We start from the raw sequence: 17,308 nt of genomic DNA, 5'->3' as shown, positions 1-17,308 counted from the left end.
CTCTTCCGGAAGCCACTCCCACACGATGCGGTACCACCCTGCAGGGCTCTGATCGGATGCCCGCACCTACCTCGGCGCTTGCTCGGATCCAGCCGTGACCGCCCGCCGGTAGACGCGGTTGCGGGCGGCGAGGATCGCGGCACCGATAGCGGCGGCGATGAGCGAGCCGGCGAGCACACCGACCTTGACGTGGTCGTCGGACTCGCTGCCGACACCGAAGGACAGTTCACCGACGAGCAGCGACACCGTGAACCCGATGCCCGCGACGAACGCCATGCCGACGAGGTCGACCCAGCGGATCGACGGGTCGAGGCCGAGGCCGGGCAGTCGGGTGACGAGGAACGTCGTCACCAGGATGCCGATCGGCTTGCCGAGGACGAGCCCGGCGATGATCCCGAGCGCGATGGTGTCCTGGAATGACTCGACGAGCCCGGAGATCCCGCCGATGACCACGCCCGCGGAGAAGAAGGCGAAGATCGGGACGGCGACCGCCGTGGAGACGACGCTCCAGCGATCGGCGAAGTGCGCCGCGAGGCCGTCGTAGACCGGGCGCCCCTCGGCGGTGGTCCCCACCTGGACGCGGGCGCGCTTGGTCGAGAAGACGGGCACCATGAAGCCGAGCAGCACGCCGGCGACGGTCGCATGGATACCGGAGGCATGGATGAGCGCCCAGGTGCACAGACCGAGCGGGATGAGCACCCACCAGGCCCGGACGCCACGCTGGACGAGCACGGCGAAGATGGCGAGCGGCACCGCGGCGAGCGCCAGCGGCAGGAACTCGATGTGGTCGGTGTAGAAGATCGCGATGATGCTGATGGCGATGAGGTCGTCCACCACGGCGAGCGTGAGCAGGAAGGTCCGCAGCGCCGGCGGCAGGAACGTGCCCACCACCGCGATCACGGCGACGGCGAACGCGATGTCCGTGGCGGCCGGGATCGCCCATCCCTGCAGCGCGTCGGGCCCGGCGCTCAGGTTCACGAGGACGTAGATGACGGCGGGCACGGCCACTCCGCCGACCGCAGCGGCGATGGGGAGCACCGCGGTCTTGGGGTTCCGGAGCTTCCCGGCGACGAACTCCTCCTTGAGTTCCAGACCGACGACGAAGAAGAAGATCGCGAGGAGCCCGTCGGCCGCCCAGGCACCGACGGAGAGGTTCAGATGGAGCGCCTCCGGACCGAAGGTGAAGTCCCGGACGCTCAGGTAGAACTCGGAGGCGCCGGTGTTGGCGAGCACGAGCGCGAGTGCGGTGGCGACGACGAGGAGGGCACCACCGACGGTGTCCTGTTGGAGCGTCTGGTGGATGCCACGCCAGATCGAGTGCGGGGCCTGGTCGGCCGGCAGGTCGTGGGAGCGGTGCGCGTCGGGCATGCGGATCCTTCGGGTGAGGGTTCGGTCGAGCAGCAGAGCGATCTCGATCGATCGCCCGCCGACCAGACTTCCCGGCGCACCAGCGTCCATTCTAGGCGATCGGGTGGGGGATCTGCCGGGAACCGTGCGCAGGCGGCCTGCGCAGTGCTTGGATGCATCCATGAGCTCCTCTCCACCGACCGGCGGCCACCCGGACGAACCGCACCGCGGTGACCTCGCGGGCCGCTTGAACTGGCTCCGTGCGGGTGTGCTCGGCGCGAACGACGGCATCGTCTCCGTCGCGTCCCTCGTCGTCGGTGTCGCCGGTGCCACGACCGACAGCGCCCCGCTCCTCGCAGCGGGTGTCGCGGGGCTCGTCGGTGGTGCGATCTCCATGGCCCTCGGCGAGTACGTGTCGGTGAGCAGCCAGCGGGACAGTCAGCGGGCCCTCATCGCGAAGGAGCGGCGGGAGCTCTTTGACGACCCCGAGGCGGAGCTCGCGGAACTCGCCGGGATCTACGAGGCGAAGGGGCTCCAGCCGACGACCGCGAGGCGGGTCGCCGAGGAGCTGACCGCACACGATCCGCTCACGGCACACCTCGAGGCCGAACTCGGCATCACCGAGGACGCCGTCGTCAGCCCATGGGCGGCCGCCGGCGCATCGGCGCTCGCCTTCACGATCGGAGCGCTGCTCCCCCTGCTCGCGATCCTGCTGCCGCCACCCGAGGTGCGCGTCCCGATCACCTTCGTCGTCGTGCTCATCGCGCTGGCGCTCACCGGCTTCACGAGCGCGAGGATCGGCGGCAACCCCGCGCTCCGCCCGACCGTCCGGGTCGTGGTCGGTGGAGCGCTCGCCCTCGCCGTCACCTTCGCGATCGGCACCCTGCTCGGCACGAGCGGCGCGGTCTGATGGCCAGGGTGCAGGCTGTCGAGGACGAACCGACGATGGGTGCCCTGGCGCAGTGCGGTCCGGGGAGTTCTCTGGGAGTCTGCTGGAGCCCCGCCCGGACGTGGAGCTCCCGGGTGTAGAAGTGAAGGGCGTCCACCAGGTCGCCCTGTCGGATTCGATCAGTGCGGATCGACAGCCCGAAGAACATGTGAGGAGCACCATATGAGCGCAGCAGACAAGATCAAGAACGCCGCCGAAGACCTCGCGGGCAAGGCCAAAGAGGCCGTCGGCAAGGCGACCGACAACGACAAGCTCGTCGCGGAGGGCAAGGCCGACCAGGCCAAGTCCGACGTGAAGCAGGCCGGTGAGAACGTGAAGGACGCGTTCAAGAACTGACCTCCCGATCACACGAACGCCGGTGGCTCTTTCAGGCCACCGGCGGGGGGGGGGGGGGGGGGGGGGGGGGGGGGGCGCCGACTCGGCTCACCGCCCCCGGAGAAACCCCGCCAACCCGGTGGACCTCCCCCGGTCCCTGAGCCTGTCGAAGGGCACACGGGAGCACCCCACGAATCCGGGGCCCTTCCCCCGGTCCCTGAGCCTGTCGAAGGGCACACGAGGAGGCTTCCACAACCAGGACGACTCACCATCTGGAATGTCAGTGGTCCATGGTGGACTGGTTCCATGACCGAGACCACCCTCACCGCGATCCGCGTCGGCGACGAGTACGCCGCGCAGCTCGCGGAGTTCTCGGATGAATACGCGGAGATCCACCGGCTGCGAGCAGCGCTCGACGCACGAGAGGCGCGCTTGCTGGCTCGCTCAGCCGCATATGCGGACGCGCTCGCCGACTCGGTCGTTCCGGCCGTGTTCCCGCCGGAAGGGTTCCTCGTGGGCACTTCGACAAGCTCAGTGACCGGGAGATGTTCGCCCGGAACGATGAAGCATCCTCGCGGGCACTTCGACAGGCTCAGTGACCGGGAGATGTTCACCGGGAATGATCCGGTCCCTGAGCCTGTCGAAGGGCACTCAGGCACTTCGACAAGCTCAGTGACCGCGAGAAGTGTGGCCGGAACGATGAGGGTTCCTCGTGGGCACTTCGACAAGCTCAGTGACCGGGAGAGGAGCACCCGGAACGCTCCGGTCCCTGAGCCTGTCGAAGGGCACTCAGCCCGCAGTACAGCTAGTCCTTGATGAGCAGGATCGGGTCGCCGTCGTAGGAGTCGTACGGGTTCGGGTCGGTGAAACCGCCGTCGTACATGAGTCCGGCCGGAGCCTTGCCACCGGCGGGAGCCGCCGCGACGTAGCACTGCGTGATCGGCGCGCCAGCGTCGAACTCCTCGGTGAACGACTCGGATCCGCACTCGTCCCACCCGATGAGCGTGGCCTCCTGGACCTTCTCGCCATCGGCGTCGACAGGCGCGAAGGAGGTCGCGTCGCTGTTGAACGCCACCGGGTCGCCCGACACCTTGGTCATCTCGAGCCGGATGAGCGTGATGTCGTAGCCGTCGAGTTCCCCGCCGTCGAACTGCGTCTTGAGGAACGCGACCTGGTCGGCCGTCGCGGGGGTGACCTCGGTCAGCTTCGCGCTGATGAGCGCGGTGACGCCGTCGGTGCCCTGCGACTCGTAGACGATCGGCTCATCGATCCCGACCTGCGCTCCAGGCTCGGTGACCTCGCCGTCCGCCGATCCGGTCGACGTCGGCTTCGAGGTCGCGGACGACGAGGCCTTCTCCGTCGGCTTCGCGTCGGGGGCCGACGGCGTGGAGCATCCGGCCAGCACGAGCACGGCTGCGACGGGGAGGGTGATCAGGGCGGTGACGCGGGAGAGTTGCATCGGGATTCCTTTCGGCGGCGGACCCCTGCAGTCTGTCCCGCGCGCCGCCGCCGCGCGATGGGGACAACTCCCCACCGGGCGGCCAGCCTCCGGCCGTCGGGTTCCAGCAGGATCCCCCGCGCCCTCTCAGGAATCTCCCTGCTGGCGTTCATCCGAGCGGCGGACGATGAGACGACGCGCCAGGTTGCCGCGTCCGAGGGGAACCCATGACTGCGACGATCACCGTCCCGACCGCGCCCTCGCGCCGTCGGTGGGACGCCCTCCACACCCTCCTCGGCGGCCGCGCCGTGCCGTGGGTCGTCGGCTTGTTCGCCACCCTCGTCTCGCTCATCGGCATCGGGACGCCGTCGTACTGGGGTGACGAGGCGGCGAGCATCCTCGCCGCCGAACGCCCGCTCCCCGTCATGTTCGGGATGATCGGCCACATCGACGCCGTCCACGGCCTGTACTACGCGTTCCTGCACGTCTGGACCGGCGCCTTCGGGACCGCCGAGGCCGTCACGCGGTTCCCGAGCGCGATCGGGGTCGGTCTGGCCGCGGCCGGCACGGTCGTCCTCGCGAGGTCCATCTTCACCCCGACGATCGGCATCGCGGCGGGCCTCGTGTTCGCCGTCATCCCCCAGGTCACCAGGATGGGCGCCGAGACGCGCTCCTATGCGCTGGGCATGGCCGCGGTCGTGTGGCTGACGGTCTGGTTCGTGTCGCTCGTGCGTCGCCGGTCCACATCACGCCGCAGCTGGGCACTCTTCGCCATCGCGAGCGCCGCCTCGATGTACCTGTTCCTGTACCTCGCGATGCTCCTCATCGTCCACGCCACGTGGATGGCACTCCAACGCCCCGGGCGGCGAGTGGTCCGAGCGTGGGGTTGGTCCCTCGCCGGAGCACTGACCCTCGGTGCTCCGATCGTGATCGCCGGCATCGCTCAGCGCGAGCAGATCGCGTTCCTCGGCAGGCGGGACTACGCGACGCCGGAATCGGTGCTCGTCGGACAGTGGTTCCAGACGCCGGCCTTCGCCGTGCTCGCGTGGCTGCTCATCGTGCTCGCCCCCATCGGCGTCCTCGTGGTGCGCCAATCCTCCCGACAGCGTCGCGCCCTGGCGATGATCGCCGTCTGGGCGCTCGCACCGACCGCGCTGCTCATCATCGGCAACACCCTCGTGACGCCGATGTACAACCTCCGCTACGTCACCTTCTGCGTCCCGGCCGTCGCGATCATGATGGCGCTCGGACTCCGGACGATCGTGGACCTCCTCCCGAAGCGGGTGGACCGCGCAGTGGCGACCGCGGCCGGTGTCGCGCTCATCCTCGCACTCGCCGCTCCGATCCTCGTAGCGCAGCGTGGCCCCTACGCGAAGGACGACGGCAGCGACCTCCGGCAGACCGCCGAGGTCGTCCAGGCCCATGCCTCGCCGGGCGACGCGGTCGTCTTCGACCAGTCGGTGAAGCCCTCCCGCAAGTCGCGACTCGCGATCGACCTCTACCCGCAGGCCTTCGCCGGCCTCGACGACGTGGCGCTCGAGACGAGCTACCGCGACCGCCCCGAGCTCTGGGATCTCGCCGCGCCGCTGTCCGAGATCCACGACCGGCTCATCGGCCACGACACCGTCTGGGTCGTCGAGGGCTCGAGCACCTCGCCGAACGTGGCGGATCTGGAGGCGCTCGGCTACCACGTCGAGCAGCGCATCCCCGTCTACCGCAGCATCGTCTTCGAGTTGGTCAGGTCGTGACGCGGTGGTGATCCGAGCCCTTCCCGATCCGCGCGCACTGCTCCGGCGACCGATCGTCCGCGAGGTCGCCGCCTTCGGCCTCGTCGGCGGCGCCGGCTTCCTCGTCGACGTCGGAGTCTTCAACCTCCTCGCGTACACCGTGTTCCTCCACACCGGCACCTCCGGACTGCTCGTGGCGAAGGGCGTCTCCACGACGCTCGCCATCGTGGCCAACTGGGTGGGCAACCGGCTCCTCACCTTCCGCGCGCACCGGCGCTCGGACGTCGCCCGCGAAGCGCTCGAGTTCGGCATCGTGAGCCTCGCGGGCGGCGCGATCGCCCTGGGCTGCCTCTGGGTCTCCCACGACGCGATGCACCTGACGACGCCGCTGGCGGACAACGTGTCGGCGAACATCGTCGGACTGGCCCTCGGTTCCGCGTTCCGCTTCGTGCTCTACCGCTTCTGGGTGTACGGGCCGCGAGCGGAGCGGACAGAGCCGACGGGGCCGATCCCGGTGCGCATCGACCCGTGAGGTCGTCCGGTCACCGACTCGCGTTGTGCTGCGAGACGGCGTCGCTGACCCAGGAGAACTCGTCGACGAACCGCGAGAGCAGCCGGGCGAGTTCCGCTCGGTCGCGCTCGCTCCACTTGCCGACGAGGGTGTTGTAGACCTGCTGCGCCGCCTGCCGGTGTCGTTCGAGGGCGGTCCGTCCCTCCTCCGTAGCGCTCACGAGCACCGCGCGGCGATCACTCGGATCCGTCGCCCGGACGACGAGACCGCCCTCCTCGAGGCGACGCACCTCGGCCGTCGCGGTCGACTTGTCGACGTCCATCCAGCCCGCGACCGTGGACATGCGGATCGGCCCGGCGGTGATCACGTACTCGAGGAGCCACGCGTCTGTGGCGGTGAGGGCGGCACCCTCGGCGTCGTGCAGCGAACGCCGGTTGTCGGCCCTGGTGGACCAACGGAGCACCGTCGCGAGGGACGCCTGGATGACAGCTCCCGCCTCAGCGGGGTCGACGTCATCGCTCATAGCTGAATTCTTTCTGAATACGTGCGTTCGGGTGTTGGTTCGACCATACCAACTATATAGTGGGACGGCACCAACTAAACATCACCCGTCCCCCACCTCGAGCGCTGCGGAGAACACAGCCCATGGAAATCCCCGGATACGTCTGGCTGCTGACGATCGTCGGCATTCTGGCCCTCCTCGCCTTCGACTTCATCTTCCACGTGCGCAAGGCCCACGAGCCGACGCTGCCGGAAGCCGCGAAGTGGTCGGCCCTCTACGTCGGTTTCGCCCTCCTCTTCGGCGTCGGCGTCCTCATCTTCGGCGGCGGGACGCTCGGGTCCGAGTACTTCGCCGGCTACATCACGGAGAAGGCCCTGTCGGTCGACAACCTCTTCGTCTTCCTCATCATCATGTCCAGCTTCCGCGTCCCGCGGGCCGACCAGCAGAAGGTGCTGCTCTTCGGCATCGTCTTCGCGCTCATCGCCCGCACCGGGTTCATCTTCCTCGGCGCCGCCGCGGTCAACGCGTGGTCCTGGCTGTTCTACATCTTCGGCGCGTTCCTCATCTTCACGGCCGTCAAGCTGCTCCGTCCGGAGGAGGAGAGCGACGACGAGGCGAACAACTTCGTCATCCGACTCGCCAAGCGCCTGTTCAAGACGACCGACCGCTACGACGGCGACAAGCTCGTCACCATCGAGAACGGCAAGAAGGTCCTCACGCCGATGCTGCTCGTCATGGTCGCCATCGGCGGCACCGACCTGCTCTTCGCGCTCGACTCGATCCCCGCGATCTTCGGCCTCACGCAGAACCCGTACATCGTCTTCACCGCAACGGCGTTCTCGCTGCTCGGCCTCCGTCAGCTCTACTTCCTCATCGACGGCCTGCTCGACCGCCTCATCTTCCTGAGCTACGGCCTGGCGGCGATCCTCGGTTTCATCGGCGTGAAGCTCGTCCTGCACGCGCTCCACGAGAACACCCTGCCGTTCATCAACGGTGGCGAGCACGTCCCGGTCTTCGAGATCGAGACGGGCCTCTCGCTCGCCGTCATCGTCGGCATCCTCATCGTGACGGTCCTGCTGTCGCTCCTCAGCCCGGCCGGTCGTGCCCACACGATCATCAGCGACGCCCGCAGCCAGGCGAAGAAGATCGTGCTCCACGCCGACTCCCCCGAGGACATCCCGGACGGCCACCACGTGGACGAGGTCGAACTCGAGACGAGCTACACCCGGATGGTCGAGCGCCAGAAGTCCTTCGCGAACCTGAAGCCCAAGCACCAGGCGAAGGCGGCCGACGACGAGGAGCTCCAGCGGCTACTCGCCCGGGCCCACGAACTGCAGGCGAAGAGCCCCGACTCCCGCGGCCTGCTCTGAACGGACCGGGAATCCGGGCGCTCGCCCGGCTGAACCGATAACGTGGTCGTGCGCTCCCGGCTTCGGCCGGGGCGCACGTCCCACACCTCACCACCAGCTACACGATGAAGCATCTAGGAGACGGAACCATGGGTCTGAGTCTGGAAAAGGGCCAGTCGCTCTCACTGACGAAGCAGGACGGCGGTTCGCTCACGCGGATCCGCCTCGGCCTCGGCTGGGACGGCGTCGCACCGGTGAAGCGCGGCTTCTTCGGACGCTCGTCCGCACCCGACATCGACCTGGACGCCTCAGCGATCTTCTTCGACGCCACCGGCAAGGTGCTCGACACCATCTGGTTCCAGCAGCTCGCGAGCAAGGACGGCTCGGCCACGCACACCGGCGACAACCTCACGGGCGCCGGCGACGGCGACGACGAGACGATCCTCGTCGACCTCTCGAAGGTCGCCCCGTCCGTCCAGCAGATCGTGTTCGTGATCAGCAGCTACAGCCGCCAGACCTTCGACACCGTGCAGAACGCCTTCAGCCGGATCATCGACGACTCGACCCCCGGCTCGCCCGAGGTCGCCCGCTACCAGCTCACCGACTCCGGTCCGCACACCGCGATGATCATGTCGAAGGTCGCGCGCGAGGGCAACGGCTGGACCTTCAAGGCGATCGGCGAGCGCGCCAACGGTCGATCCGTCATGGACCTGCTCGGCCCGGCCGCCCAGGCCCTCTGAGCACCACCCGCAGTAGTCCCCCGCGCGACAGCGCAGTTCCGAAGGAGAAGCGATCACCATGGCAGGACTCACCCTCGAAAAGGGCAACAACCTCTCGCTCACCAAGACCAGCCCCGGCCTGACGGTCGCGACGGTCGGTCTCGGGTGGGACCCGCGCTCCACGAGCGGTGAGGCCTTCGACCTCGACGCCTCGGCGCTGCTCGTCGGCGCGAACGGCAAGGTGCGCTCCTCCGCCGACTTCATCTTCTACAACCAGCCCGCCTCAGCGGACGGCTCCGTCAAGCACCTCGGCGACAACCGCACCGGCGACGGCGAGGGCGACGACGAGCAGATCTCGGTCGATCTGAACGCGGTCGGGGCAGACGTCGAGCGCGTGATCATCGCAGTGTCGATCGACAAGGCCGACGAGCGACGCCAGAACTTCGGCCAGGTCCGCGGAGCGTACTGCCGCATCGTCGACCAGGACGGCACCGAGATCGTCCGCTTCGACCTCAGCGAGGACGCCGCCCCCGAGACCGCCATGCTGTTCTCGGAGCTCTACCGCAACGGATCCGAGTGGAAGTTCAAGGCCGTCGGCCAGGGCTACACCACCGGCCTCGCCGGCATCGCCGGCGACTTCGGCGTTCCGCTCGGCTGAGCACCGACACCTCCACCACGAGCAAGCCACACACGAGAGCAAGGTCGACCGCATGAGCACGCCACTCACTCCGCCAGACGCCAACGAACAGGCAGCAGCCTCCCTCGTGCTGCACGCTCCGGATGCACCGGACGTCGTGCAGGCCGAAGAGGCACCGGGCATGGTCCCGGTCCCGGCAGAGCGCCAGACGGAGATCCAGCAGCAGGCGCGCTCCTTCGTGACCGAGGTGGCGACGCTCGACCCGCGCTCGCCCGAGTTCACGCAGAAGATCGAGGGCATCTCCCAGATCGGCGGCAAGGAGATGGTGCAGTCGAGCGGGTACTCCTCCCGCATGCTCGACCGCTCGTCGACCTCGGTCGCCGGTGCGAAGCGTTCGGGTGACAGCGCGCAGATCAAGGTCGCGACCACGCTCGGCGACCTCCGCAGCACCGTCGAGGACCTCACGCCGAACCAGGCCGACCTCGGCGTCGGCCGCAAGATCCTCGGGTTCATCCCGGGCGGCAACAAGCTCGCCAAGTACTTCCAGAAGTACGAGTCCGCGCAGACCCAGCTCGACAAGATCATCAAGTCGCTCATGGCCGGCCAGGACGAGCTCCTGAAGGACAACGCCGCCCTCGCCGGCGAGAAGGTCCAGCTCTGGGAGACGATGCAGGCGCTCAGCGAGTACGCCGTCTTCGCGAAGGCCCTCGACGCCGCCTGTGTCGCGAAGATCGACGAAGCCCGCTCCTCCGGACGCATCGAGGAGGCCCAGAAGCTCGAGGCCGACGTCCTCTTCCCTGTCCGCCAGCGCCACCAGGACATCCTCACGCAGCTCGCCGTCTCGGTGCAGGGCTACCTCGCGATGGACCTCATCCGCAAGAACAACCTCGAGCTCATCAAGGGTGTCGACCGCGCCCGCACCACGACGATCGCCGCCCTGCGGACCGCCGTCGTCGTCGCGCAGGCCCTCGCGAACCAGAAGATGGTCCTCGACCAGATCGACGCGATCAACACCACGACGAACAACATGATCCTGCAGACGAGCGAGATGCTGAAGGACCAGACCACGCGCATCCACCAGCAGGCATCCACCGCGGGTGTCAGCGTCGAGACCCTGCAGCGCGCGTTCGACAACGTCTTCCAGACCATGGACGCGATCGACACCTTCCGTGCCGAAGCCGCCAAGAACATGGAGGGCACCGTCAACGCGCTCGAGTCGGGCCTCGAGAAGGCGAAGCCGTACCTCGAGCGCAGCCGTCAGGCCGAGCAGCGCGAACTGCGGTAGCCTCACGCTCGGGTGACCGGGCGCACGGGTCGCTGAGGACGAAGGGGACGAGGGATGGCATTCGGACGACTGCTGAACGCACTGCGGACCGGCGGGGCCGAGCCGCTCGGCGTCGCCGACGCCACGCCGGCGCCCGTCGGTGAGACCGAGGACGAGCAGACGGCCCGGCACCTCGACGAACTCCGCGACTCGGTGCGCTCCGTGGGGCGCGACCTCCCCACGCTGCTCACCTCACAGCTCCGACAGATCGACGACCAGTTGCGCCTCGTCGTCGCGACGATCGCCGACCAGGGTGCGTCGACCGAGCAGCGCGTGCTCCTCGCCGCGATGGTGACGGACTACATCCCGTCCCCGCTGCGCTCCTTCCTCGCGCTGCCGGCCGCGGACCGCACCGACGACTCCCGCAGCACGATCGTCTTCGCCCGTCAGCTGGAGCTCATCGAGGAGACCATCCGCGACCTCCTCAACCAGATCCGCATCGGCGCGATCGCCGAACTCTCGACGCACGGTCGGTTCCTCTCCGACAAGTTCCAGGAGCCCGACGCCGGTCTCGTGCTGGGTGCGCACTGATGGCGTCGCTGATCGCGGGCGCGAACGCCGCGCTCACCGCCGAGAACCCCGGCCTCGACGCCGTGCTCATCGGGTTCGGCTGGGACGTCATCGCGAGCCGCGGGCCGCAGAGCGAACCCGTGCCGCTGGCGATCATGTGCGGCGACGACGGCAAGGCCCTGTCCGACGACCACCTCGTGTTCTTCAACCAGGTCGAGAGCCAGGACGGCGCGGTCACCTTCTCCTCCGAGGCCGACGACGAGGAGATCGACGTCGAGCTGTCGCGCGTGTCGGACGCCGTGTCGAAGATCGCCTTCCTGCTCTACATCGACCCCGACGTCCGCGGTCCCGGCGACTTCTCGCCCGTGCGCTCGGCGTTCGTCCGCGTCGCCACGCCCGACGGTCGGGAGCTCGTGCGCTTCGACGTGCCGATCGCCGAGGTCCGTAGCAGCCAGGCGCTGCTCCTCGCCGAGCTGTACCGGCACCGCTCGGACTGGAAGTTCCGCGCCCTCGGGCAGGGGTACGCCGGTGGTCTCGCCGGCGTGGCGCGCGACTTCAGAATCGACCTCTGAGCCGTGCCGCTCAACACCTCCCCGGTGCGACGGGACATCGACTACCTCCGTCGTCGGGTGAAGCCGAGGCCCGAGCCGGCGGCGCAGGTCGAGCCGGTGGCGAGCGCCCCGGCGGCACCTGCCCCCGCCGCGTCGGCAGCACCGTCGACGGGACTCACGCTCGGCGGGCCGTCGACGCCCGCCGCCGCACCCCCTGCCCCGGCGGCATCGGCAGCGCCGTCGGCAGCGTCGGCACCGTCGACGGGACTCTCGCTCGGCGGATCCTCGTCGCCCGCTCCCGCTGCGCCGTCGGCACGCCCGGCCACCACGCCCGCCGCAGCACCGACGACCCCACAGCCCTTCCCCGCCCCGACGGCCGAGGAGGTCCGCGTCCTCGACGACGAGACCCCGCTGGTCCGGCTCGACCCGCGTCAGTCGGCCATCGGCAGCCTCATCGTCGGCGGAGCGACGGCGATCGTGTGGGAGACCGTCGAACTCGTGACGGGCGTCGCGACCGCCGACGGCATCGACGGCACGCCCGTGACGACGCCCGGCAACCGGCCGCTGCTCGGCTTCGACGGCGGCGACGCGATCCTCGCGCTCCGGCACGTGCACCTCATCCGGCGCGCACTGTTCGTCGGCACACCCGGCCGTCCGCTGACGGTGCAGCTCTTCGACGGCGAGAGCTTCGCGGCCGCCGACGAGACCGGCGCCGCTCCGGTCGTCTCGCTGCTGCGCATCGGGTCGAGGCTCGAACTCCGCCTCGAGCCCCTTCCCGCCGAGATCCCCCTCCAGACGCTCCTGCAGCAGTTCGGCTTCGAGCCGACGCCGTACGTCGTCGCCCGCGAACCCCGGAGACGATGACCATGCGCCACTTCAGCTACGTCGACGACAAGCGCGCGTCGCGGCTGTTCCACAAGCTCCCGAGCCCCATCAGCATCGACTCCCCGCCGGAACACGTGGCGGCGGCGCTCGGCGCCACGCTCTACAGTCCCGGCACGCGCCCGACGCTCGCGAAGGACGTGGTGAAGCAGGCGAAGCACGGGTGCCTGAGCATGGTGCTGTGCCTCGAGGACTCGGTCCCCGACGACGCGGTCGAGTTCGCCGAGACGAACGTCGCGGAGGCGATGCAGCAGCTCGCCGCCAAGAGCTCGGGGTCCAAGCGCCCTGTGCTGCCGCTGCTCTTCATCCGTGTCCGCACGCCCGAGCAGCTCGAGCGGGTCGCCCGACTCCTCGGTCCCGGACTCGACCTCCTGAGCGGCTTCGTCATCCCCAAGTACGAGAACAGCGAGGGGCTGGCGGACCGCTTCTTCGAGGCGCTCGGCCGCGTGCAGCGCGACTACGGGCAGGACGGGTCGAACGGCGCGCGTCGGCTCCGGGTCATGCCCATCCTCGAGTCGCCACGGATGATCCACCGCGAGACCCGCGACGACACCCTCTCCGGGATCGTCGACGTCACGAAGGCCCACCGCGAGGACGTCCTCGCGGTCCGGATCGGTGCCACCGACCTCTCGAGCGCCTTCTCGCTCCGGCGCTCGCGTGACCTCACCGTGTACGACGTGAAACTCGTCTCCTCGGTCATCGCCGACGTCGTCAACGTCTTCGGTCGGCCGGGCGACGACTTCGTCATCACCGGCACGGTCTGGGAGCACTTCCACAACGCGGAGCGGCTCATGCGCCCGCAGCTGCGCATGACGCCGTTCCAGGACGCGAACGAGGCGCAGCTGCGTCAGAAGCTCCTCCTCAAGGGACTCGACGGCCTCATCCGCGAGATCGCGCTCGACCAGGCGAACGGGTTGCTCGGCAAGACGGTCATCCACCCGAGCCACGTGCCGGTCGTCCACGCGATGTCGGTCGTGAGCCACGAGGAGTACGTCGACGCCCTCTCGGTCGTCGGCGACGTGGGCGGCGGTGCCAACGCCTCCCCGTACCGGAACAAGATGAACGAGATGAAGCCGCACCAGGCGTGGGCGCGCAAGACCCTGCTCCGTGCGGATGCCTTCGGGGTGGCAGCGGAGGAGACGACCTTCGTCGACCTCCTCGAGACGAGCATGCGGTGACCGTATGGACGGGCGCATGGACAGGCGGTTTCGTGCGCGACGCCGTCGGCATCGGCCTCCGCTCGGACGCCTCCCGAAGCCTGATCCCGGTGGAGGACCTCGTCGGTCTCGCACTCCGCGACAACCCCAAACGCGCGCAGCTGCTCGTGTCGACGGTCCTCGCCAAACACGTGCCGACCGTGCCCGGCCTGGCACTCGCCGCCGGAGAACTGCTCGGACTGCTGGTGCGGAGCGCGCTCGACGGCAGCGATCCGGAGACGGCTCCGTTCGACACCGTGGCGCAGCTCCTGGCCCGTCGGGAACGGCCGGATGCTGACGGTCTCGCCGCCCTCACCGCCGTCCGCGAGCACCTCGCCCAGCTCCGCGATGCGGCGCCACCGGCCGGGCCGGAGCTCGTCACCGTCGGCTATGCGGAGACGGCGACCGGGCTCGGCCACATCGTCGCCGACGCGCTCGGCTCGCCGTACCTCCACTCCACGAGGCACGAGGCGGACGTGCCCTTCACGCCGTTCGAGGAGGAGCACTCGCACGCGAGCGACCACCGCCTGTACCCGAGCGACCCCGCGTGGGCCACGGCCGGCGGCACCACGGTGCTCGTCGACGACGAGTTGAGCACGGGACGCACCGTCCGCAACACGATCACCGCCCTACACGCCACCACTCCGCAGGCGCACTGGGTGGTCGCGGGCCTCATCGACCTCCGTTCGGATGCGGACCGGCAGCGCTTCGACGACCTCGCCGACCGGCTCGGCACCCGGATCACCGTCGTGGCACTCGGTGTGGGTGCCGTCGACCTTCCGGAGGACGTCCTCGCCCGAGCGCGAGCGGTCATCGACGCTGCACCCGCCGCATCGGTCGCGGGTTCGACCGCAGCCGGCGACGTCATCGTCGTAGACGCCTCCGACCTGCCGCCCGTGCGGAGCGCGCGCTTCGGTGCGCCAGGACGCCTGGACGACGCGGTGACCGCCGCGATCGCCGACCGGGTCCGTCCGGAGCTGCCGGACGGCGAGGTCGTGGTGCTCGGCTCCGAGGAGTTCATCGCGGTACCGCTGGCCGTCGCCGCCCACCTCGACCGCGCCCGCGGAGCGACGCGCTTCTCGACCACCACGCGATCCCCCATCGCCGTGATCGACCGTGACGACTACGCCATCGCGAGCGCGGTGTCCTTCACCAGCCACGACCGCACGATCGACGGCCTCGGACCCCGCTTCGCCTACAACCTCTCGCGCGGCGGCTCGCGGTTCGCGGCGGTGGTCCTGTTCCCGGAGCCGGGCGCCGACCGCGAGCTCCTGCTCCGGCCCGACGGCGTCGTCGAGGCGCTGCGGACCGTCACCGAACACGTCATCGTCGTCCTCCTCACCGAATCCGTCCCGACCCCAGCCGAATGGAACCCCGCACCGTGACCATCGACGCCGCCGCCCTCCCCGAGCCGCTCACCGGACCGGACTTCGGGTCCTACGACGCCTCGGAGGTGCGCTGGCTGCTGACCGATCTCGGCGACACCCGCCTCGAGGCCGACGCCTCCGAACGCGAGGCCGCGATCCAGAGCGGTCGTGCGCACTACGCCGAGTCGCTGCCCATCGAGTACCTGCCCTCCCCCGAGTACGAGGAGCTCTACCGCGACGCCCTCGCGCGGTCGAGCCGGCGCCTCGCGGTGGCCGTCGGTGTCGTCACCGACCTCGTCCTGGCCTCCCGCGCGAACCGCCCCGTGCTGGTCTCCCTCGCCCGCGCCGGAACGCCCATCGGGATCCTCATGCGTCGCTGGGCGAAGGAGGTCCGTGGGATCGACGTGCCGCACTACACGATGAGCATCGTGCGCGGTGTCGGCGTCGACGGGACCGCGCTGCGCTACCTCGCGGCGCACCACGATCCGGAGCAGATCGCGTTCGTCGACGGCTGGACCGGCAAGGGCGCCATCGCGCGTGAACTGACGGCGGCACTGGAACGCTTCGCCGAGACCGACGGCATCCGCTTCTCCGACGAGCTGGCGGTCCTCGCCGACCCCGGCCACTGTGTGCCCGTGTACGGCACCCGCGACGACTACCTCATCCCCTCGGCGTGCCTGAACTCCACCGTCTCCGGCCTCGTGTCCCGCACGGTGTACAACCGCGAGCTGCTCTCCGACGACCAGTTCCACGGTGCCAAGTTCTACCGTGAGCTCAGCAGTCACGACGTCTCCGGTGCGTTCCTCGACGCGGTCTCCAGCCGCTTCGCCGAGGTGGTCGACGACGTCGCCGCGGGCGTGGAGGAGGCCTCGGCGGCCGATCGTGAACCGAGCTGGATCGGCTGGGAGGCCGTCGAGCGGATCCGTGAACAGTACGACATCCCGACCGTGAACCTCGTGAAGCCGGGTGTCGGCGAGACCACCCGCGTGCTGCTCCGCCGGGTGCCGTGGAAGGTGCTCGTATCGCCGGACGCCCTCGACGACGTCGCGCACGTGCTCCTGCTCGCCGAGCAGCGCGGCGTGCCGGTCGAGGTCGTGCCCGGCTTGCCCTACAGCTGTGTCGGACTCATCAACCCGTTGAGCGACGCCGCGGCGGGAGACGCCCAGTGAGCGCCCTCGTCGCCTGCGACCTCGACCGCACCCTCATCTACTCGCCGAAGGCGTTCTGGCTCGAGACGCCGGACCCCGAGGCGCCGTCGATCATCGTCTCGGAACTCTGGAACGGCGTGCCGATCTCGTTCATGACGCGCGAGTCGGAGCGCCTGCTGATCGAGCTGCGCTCGCAGGCCGTGTTCATGCCCGTCACGACGCGGACCGTGGCGCAGTATCAGCGGGTGCAGCTGCCGGGCGGCGCGCCCGCGTACGCGATCACGAGCAACGGCGGCGAGATCCTCGTCGACGGCGTCCCCGATGCCGACTGGCGCGACCGGCTGCGAGCGCACCTCACCGACCACACCGCCCCGCTCGACGAGGCGCTCGCGCGCTTCGAGGAGCTGGCGTCGCCGACCTGGATCCTCAAGACGAACGTCGCGGACGCGCTGTTCTTCTACTCGATCGTCGAGCGCGACGCGATCCCGACGGGCTGGCTCGAGCAGGTCGAGCAGGAGTGCGAACGGCTCGGGTGGACGGTGTCCCTGCAGGGACGCAAGCTCTACTGCGTGCCACGGACGCTCACGAAACACGACGCCGTCAGCGAGGTCGCCCGTCGGCTCGACGGGCCACTCGTGCTCGCGGCCGGCGACTCGCTCCTCGACCAGTCGATGCTGGAGACCGCCGACCTCGCGTTCCGGCCGGCGCACGGCGAGCTCGACGACGAGGGCTTCACGATCGACACGCTGACGGTCACCGAGCGGCGCGGCATCCTCGCCGGCGAGGAACTGCTGCAGCTGATGACGGCGGCAGCCGTCCGGGGCTGCTGACCCGAG

General features: G+C 69.6%; 19 protein-coding genes. 16 read left to right on the top strand and 3 right to left on the bottom strand.

What is annotated here, in order from left to right:
• Positions 1–66: 66 nt before the first annotated feature.
• Positions 67–1,368: a Na+/H+ antiporter NhaA gene (gene nhaA, locus CCK91_RS02815; protein ID WP_086473135.1), complete on the bottom strand. Its 1,302-nt coding sequence runs from the start codon at positions 1,366–1,368 to the stop codon at positions 67–69.
• 160 nt (positions 1,369–1,528) lie between these two features.
• On the opposite strand from nhaA, the gene CCK91_RS02810 reads away from it, so the two are divergent.
• The 3 genes from CCK91_RS02810 to CCK91_RS19475 all read left to right on the top strand — a co-directional run bounded on the left by CCK91_RS02810 (position 1,529) and on the right by CCK91_RS19475 (position 3,427).
• The gene (locus tag CCK91_RS02810) at positions 1,529–2,257 is read left to right on the top strand and encodes a VIT1/CCC1 transporter family protein (RefSeq protein ID WP_086472764.1); all 729 of its coding nucleotides are present in this window, start codon (positions 1,529–1,531) and stop codon (positions 2,255–2,257) included.
• A gap of 201 nt (positions 2,258–2,458) precedes the next feature.
• On the top strand, positions 2,459–2,632 hold the full coding sequence (locus CCK91_RS02805; protein ID WP_086472763.1) for a CsbD family protein: 174 nt from the start codon (positions 2,459–2,461) through the stop codon (positions 2,630–2,632).
• 285 nt (positions 2,633–2,917) lie between these two features.
• A complete protein-coding gene (locus CCK91_RS19475) occupies positions 2,918–3,427 on the top strand; it encodes a hypothetical protein (protein WP_133059915.1) in 510 nt (169 codons plus the stop codon).
• Here CCK91_RS19475 and CCK91_RS02800 read toward each other — a convergent pair.
• On the bottom strand, positions 3,417–4,070 hold the full coding sequence (locus CCK91_RS02800; protein WP_086472762.1) for a hypothetical protein: 654 nt from the start codon (positions 4,068–4,070) through the stop codon (positions 3,417–3,419). The genes CCK91_RS19475 and CCK91_RS02800 overlap by 11 nt on opposite strands.
• 206 nt (positions 4,071–4,276) lie before the next feature.
• Between CCK91_RS02800 and CCK91_RS02795 the strand changes: the two genes are divergently transcribed.
• A complete protein-coding gene (locus CCK91_RS02795; protein WP_086472761.1) occupies positions 4,277–5,797 on the top strand; it encodes a glycosyltransferase family 39 protein in 1,521 nt (506 codons plus the stop codon).
• A 7-nt stretch (positions 5,798–5,804) separates the two neighbouring features.
• On the top strand, positions 5,805–6,308 hold the full coding sequence (locus CCK91_RS02790) for a GtrA family protein (RefSeq protein WP_242664212.1): 504 nt from the start codon (positions 5,805–5,807) through the stop codon (positions 6,306–6,308).
• 10 nt (positions 6,309–6,318) lie between these two features.
• Here the strand turns inward: CCK91_RS02790 and CCK91_RS20025 are convergent, their stop codons facing one another.
• Entirely contained in the window at positions 6,319–6,810 is a 492-nt protein-coding gene (locus tag CCK91_RS20025) for a MarR family winged helix-turn-helix transcriptional regulator (RefSeq protein ID WP_086472760.1), read from the bottom strand.
• A 122-nt stretch (positions 6,811–6,932) separates the two neighbouring features.
• Here CCK91_RS20025 and CCK91_RS02780 point away from each other — a divergent pair, with 122 nt between their 5' ends.
• The 11 genes from CCK91_RS02780 to CCK91_RS02730 all read left to right on the top strand — a co-directional run bounded on the left by CCK91_RS02780 (position 6,933) and on the right by CCK91_RS02730 (position 17,302).
• A complete protein-coding gene (locus CCK91_RS02780; protein ID WP_086472759.1) occupies positions 6,933–8,159 on the top strand; it encodes a TerC family protein in 1,227 nt (408 codons plus the stop codon).
• Positions 8,160–8,287: 128 nt separating this feature from the next.
• Positions 8,288–8,878 carry a TerD family protein gene (locus CCK91_RS02775; protein WP_086472758.1) on the top strand — a complete coding sequence of 197 codons (591 nt, stop codon included), beginning with the start codon at positions 8,288–8,290 and terminating at the stop codon, positions 8,876–8,878.
• Between the two features lie 58 nt (positions 8,879–8,936).
• On the top strand, positions 8,937–9,515 hold the full coding sequence (locus CCK91_RS02770) for a TerD family protein (protein ID WP_086472757.1): 579 nt from the start codon (positions 8,937–8,939) through the stop codon (positions 9,513–9,515).
• Positions 9,516–9,567: 52 nt separating this feature from the next.
• Positions 9,568–10,779 (top strand): toxic anion resistance protein, encoded by a 1,212-nt coding sequence (locus CCK91_RS02765; protein ID WP_079704610.1) that lies wholly within the window; start codon positions 9,568–9,570, stop codon positions 10,777–10,779.
• 54 nt (positions 10,780–10,833) lie between these two features.
• Positions 10,834–11,349, top strand: a complete 516-nt coding sequence (locus CCK91_RS02760) for a hypothetical protein (protein WP_086472756.1) — start codon at positions 10,834–10,836, stop codon at positions 11,347–11,349.
• Positions 11,349–11,900: a TerD family protein gene (locus tag CCK91_RS02755; protein WP_086472755.1), complete on the top strand. Its 552-nt coding sequence runs from the start codon at positions 11,349–11,351 to the stop codon at positions 11,898–11,900. Before CCK91_RS02760 ends, CCK91_RS02755 begins: the two co-directional genes overlap by 1 nt.
• Positions 11,901–11,903: 3 nt before the next feature.
• A complete protein-coding gene (locus tag CCK91_RS02750) occupies positions 11,904–12,743 on the top strand; it encodes a hypothetical protein (RefSeq protein ID WP_086472754.1) in 840 nt (279 codons plus the stop codon).
• Positions 12,744–12,745: 2 nt separating this feature from the next.
• The gene (locus CCK91_RS02745) at positions 12,746–13,939 is read left to right on the top strand and encodes an HpcH/HpaI aldolase/citrate lyase family protein (protein WP_086472753.1); all 1,194 of its coding nucleotides are present in this window, start codon (positions 12,746–12,748) and stop codon (positions 13,937–13,939) included.
• Positions 13,936–15,342: a phosphoribosyltransferase domain-containing protein gene (locus tag CCK91_RS19785; RefSeq protein WP_207568168.1), complete on the top strand. Its 1,407-nt coding sequence runs from the start codon at positions 13,936–13,938 to the stop codon at positions 15,340–15,342. The genes CCK91_RS02745 and CCK91_RS19785 overlap by 4 nt, the downstream gene beginning before the upstream one ends.
• Positions 15,339–16,493: a cysteine protease StiP family protein gene (locus tag CCK91_RS02735; protein WP_165766968.1), complete on the top strand. Its 1,155-nt coding sequence runs from the start codon at positions 15,339–15,341 to the stop codon at positions 16,491–16,493. The genes CCK91_RS19785 and CCK91_RS02735 overlap by 4 nt, the downstream gene beginning before the upstream one ends.
• Positions 16,490–17,302, top strand: coding sequence for an HAD family hydrolase (locus CCK91_RS02730; RefSeq protein WP_086472750.1), 813 nt, complete (start codon positions 16,490–16,492; stop codon positions 17,300–17,302). Before CCK91_RS02735 ends, CCK91_RS02730 begins: the two co-directional genes overlap by 4 nt.
• Positions 17,303–17,308: the final 6 nt, after the last annotated feature.

The organism is Plantibacter elymi (nom. nud.) (assembly GCF_900177795.1).
Taxonomy (GTDB): Bacteria; Actinomycetota; Actinomycetes; order Actinomycetales; family Microbacteriaceae; genus Plantibacter; species Plantibacter elymi.
Note: the sequence above shows the minus strand (reverse complement) of the source record. Positions and strands in the feature narration are given on the sequence as shown.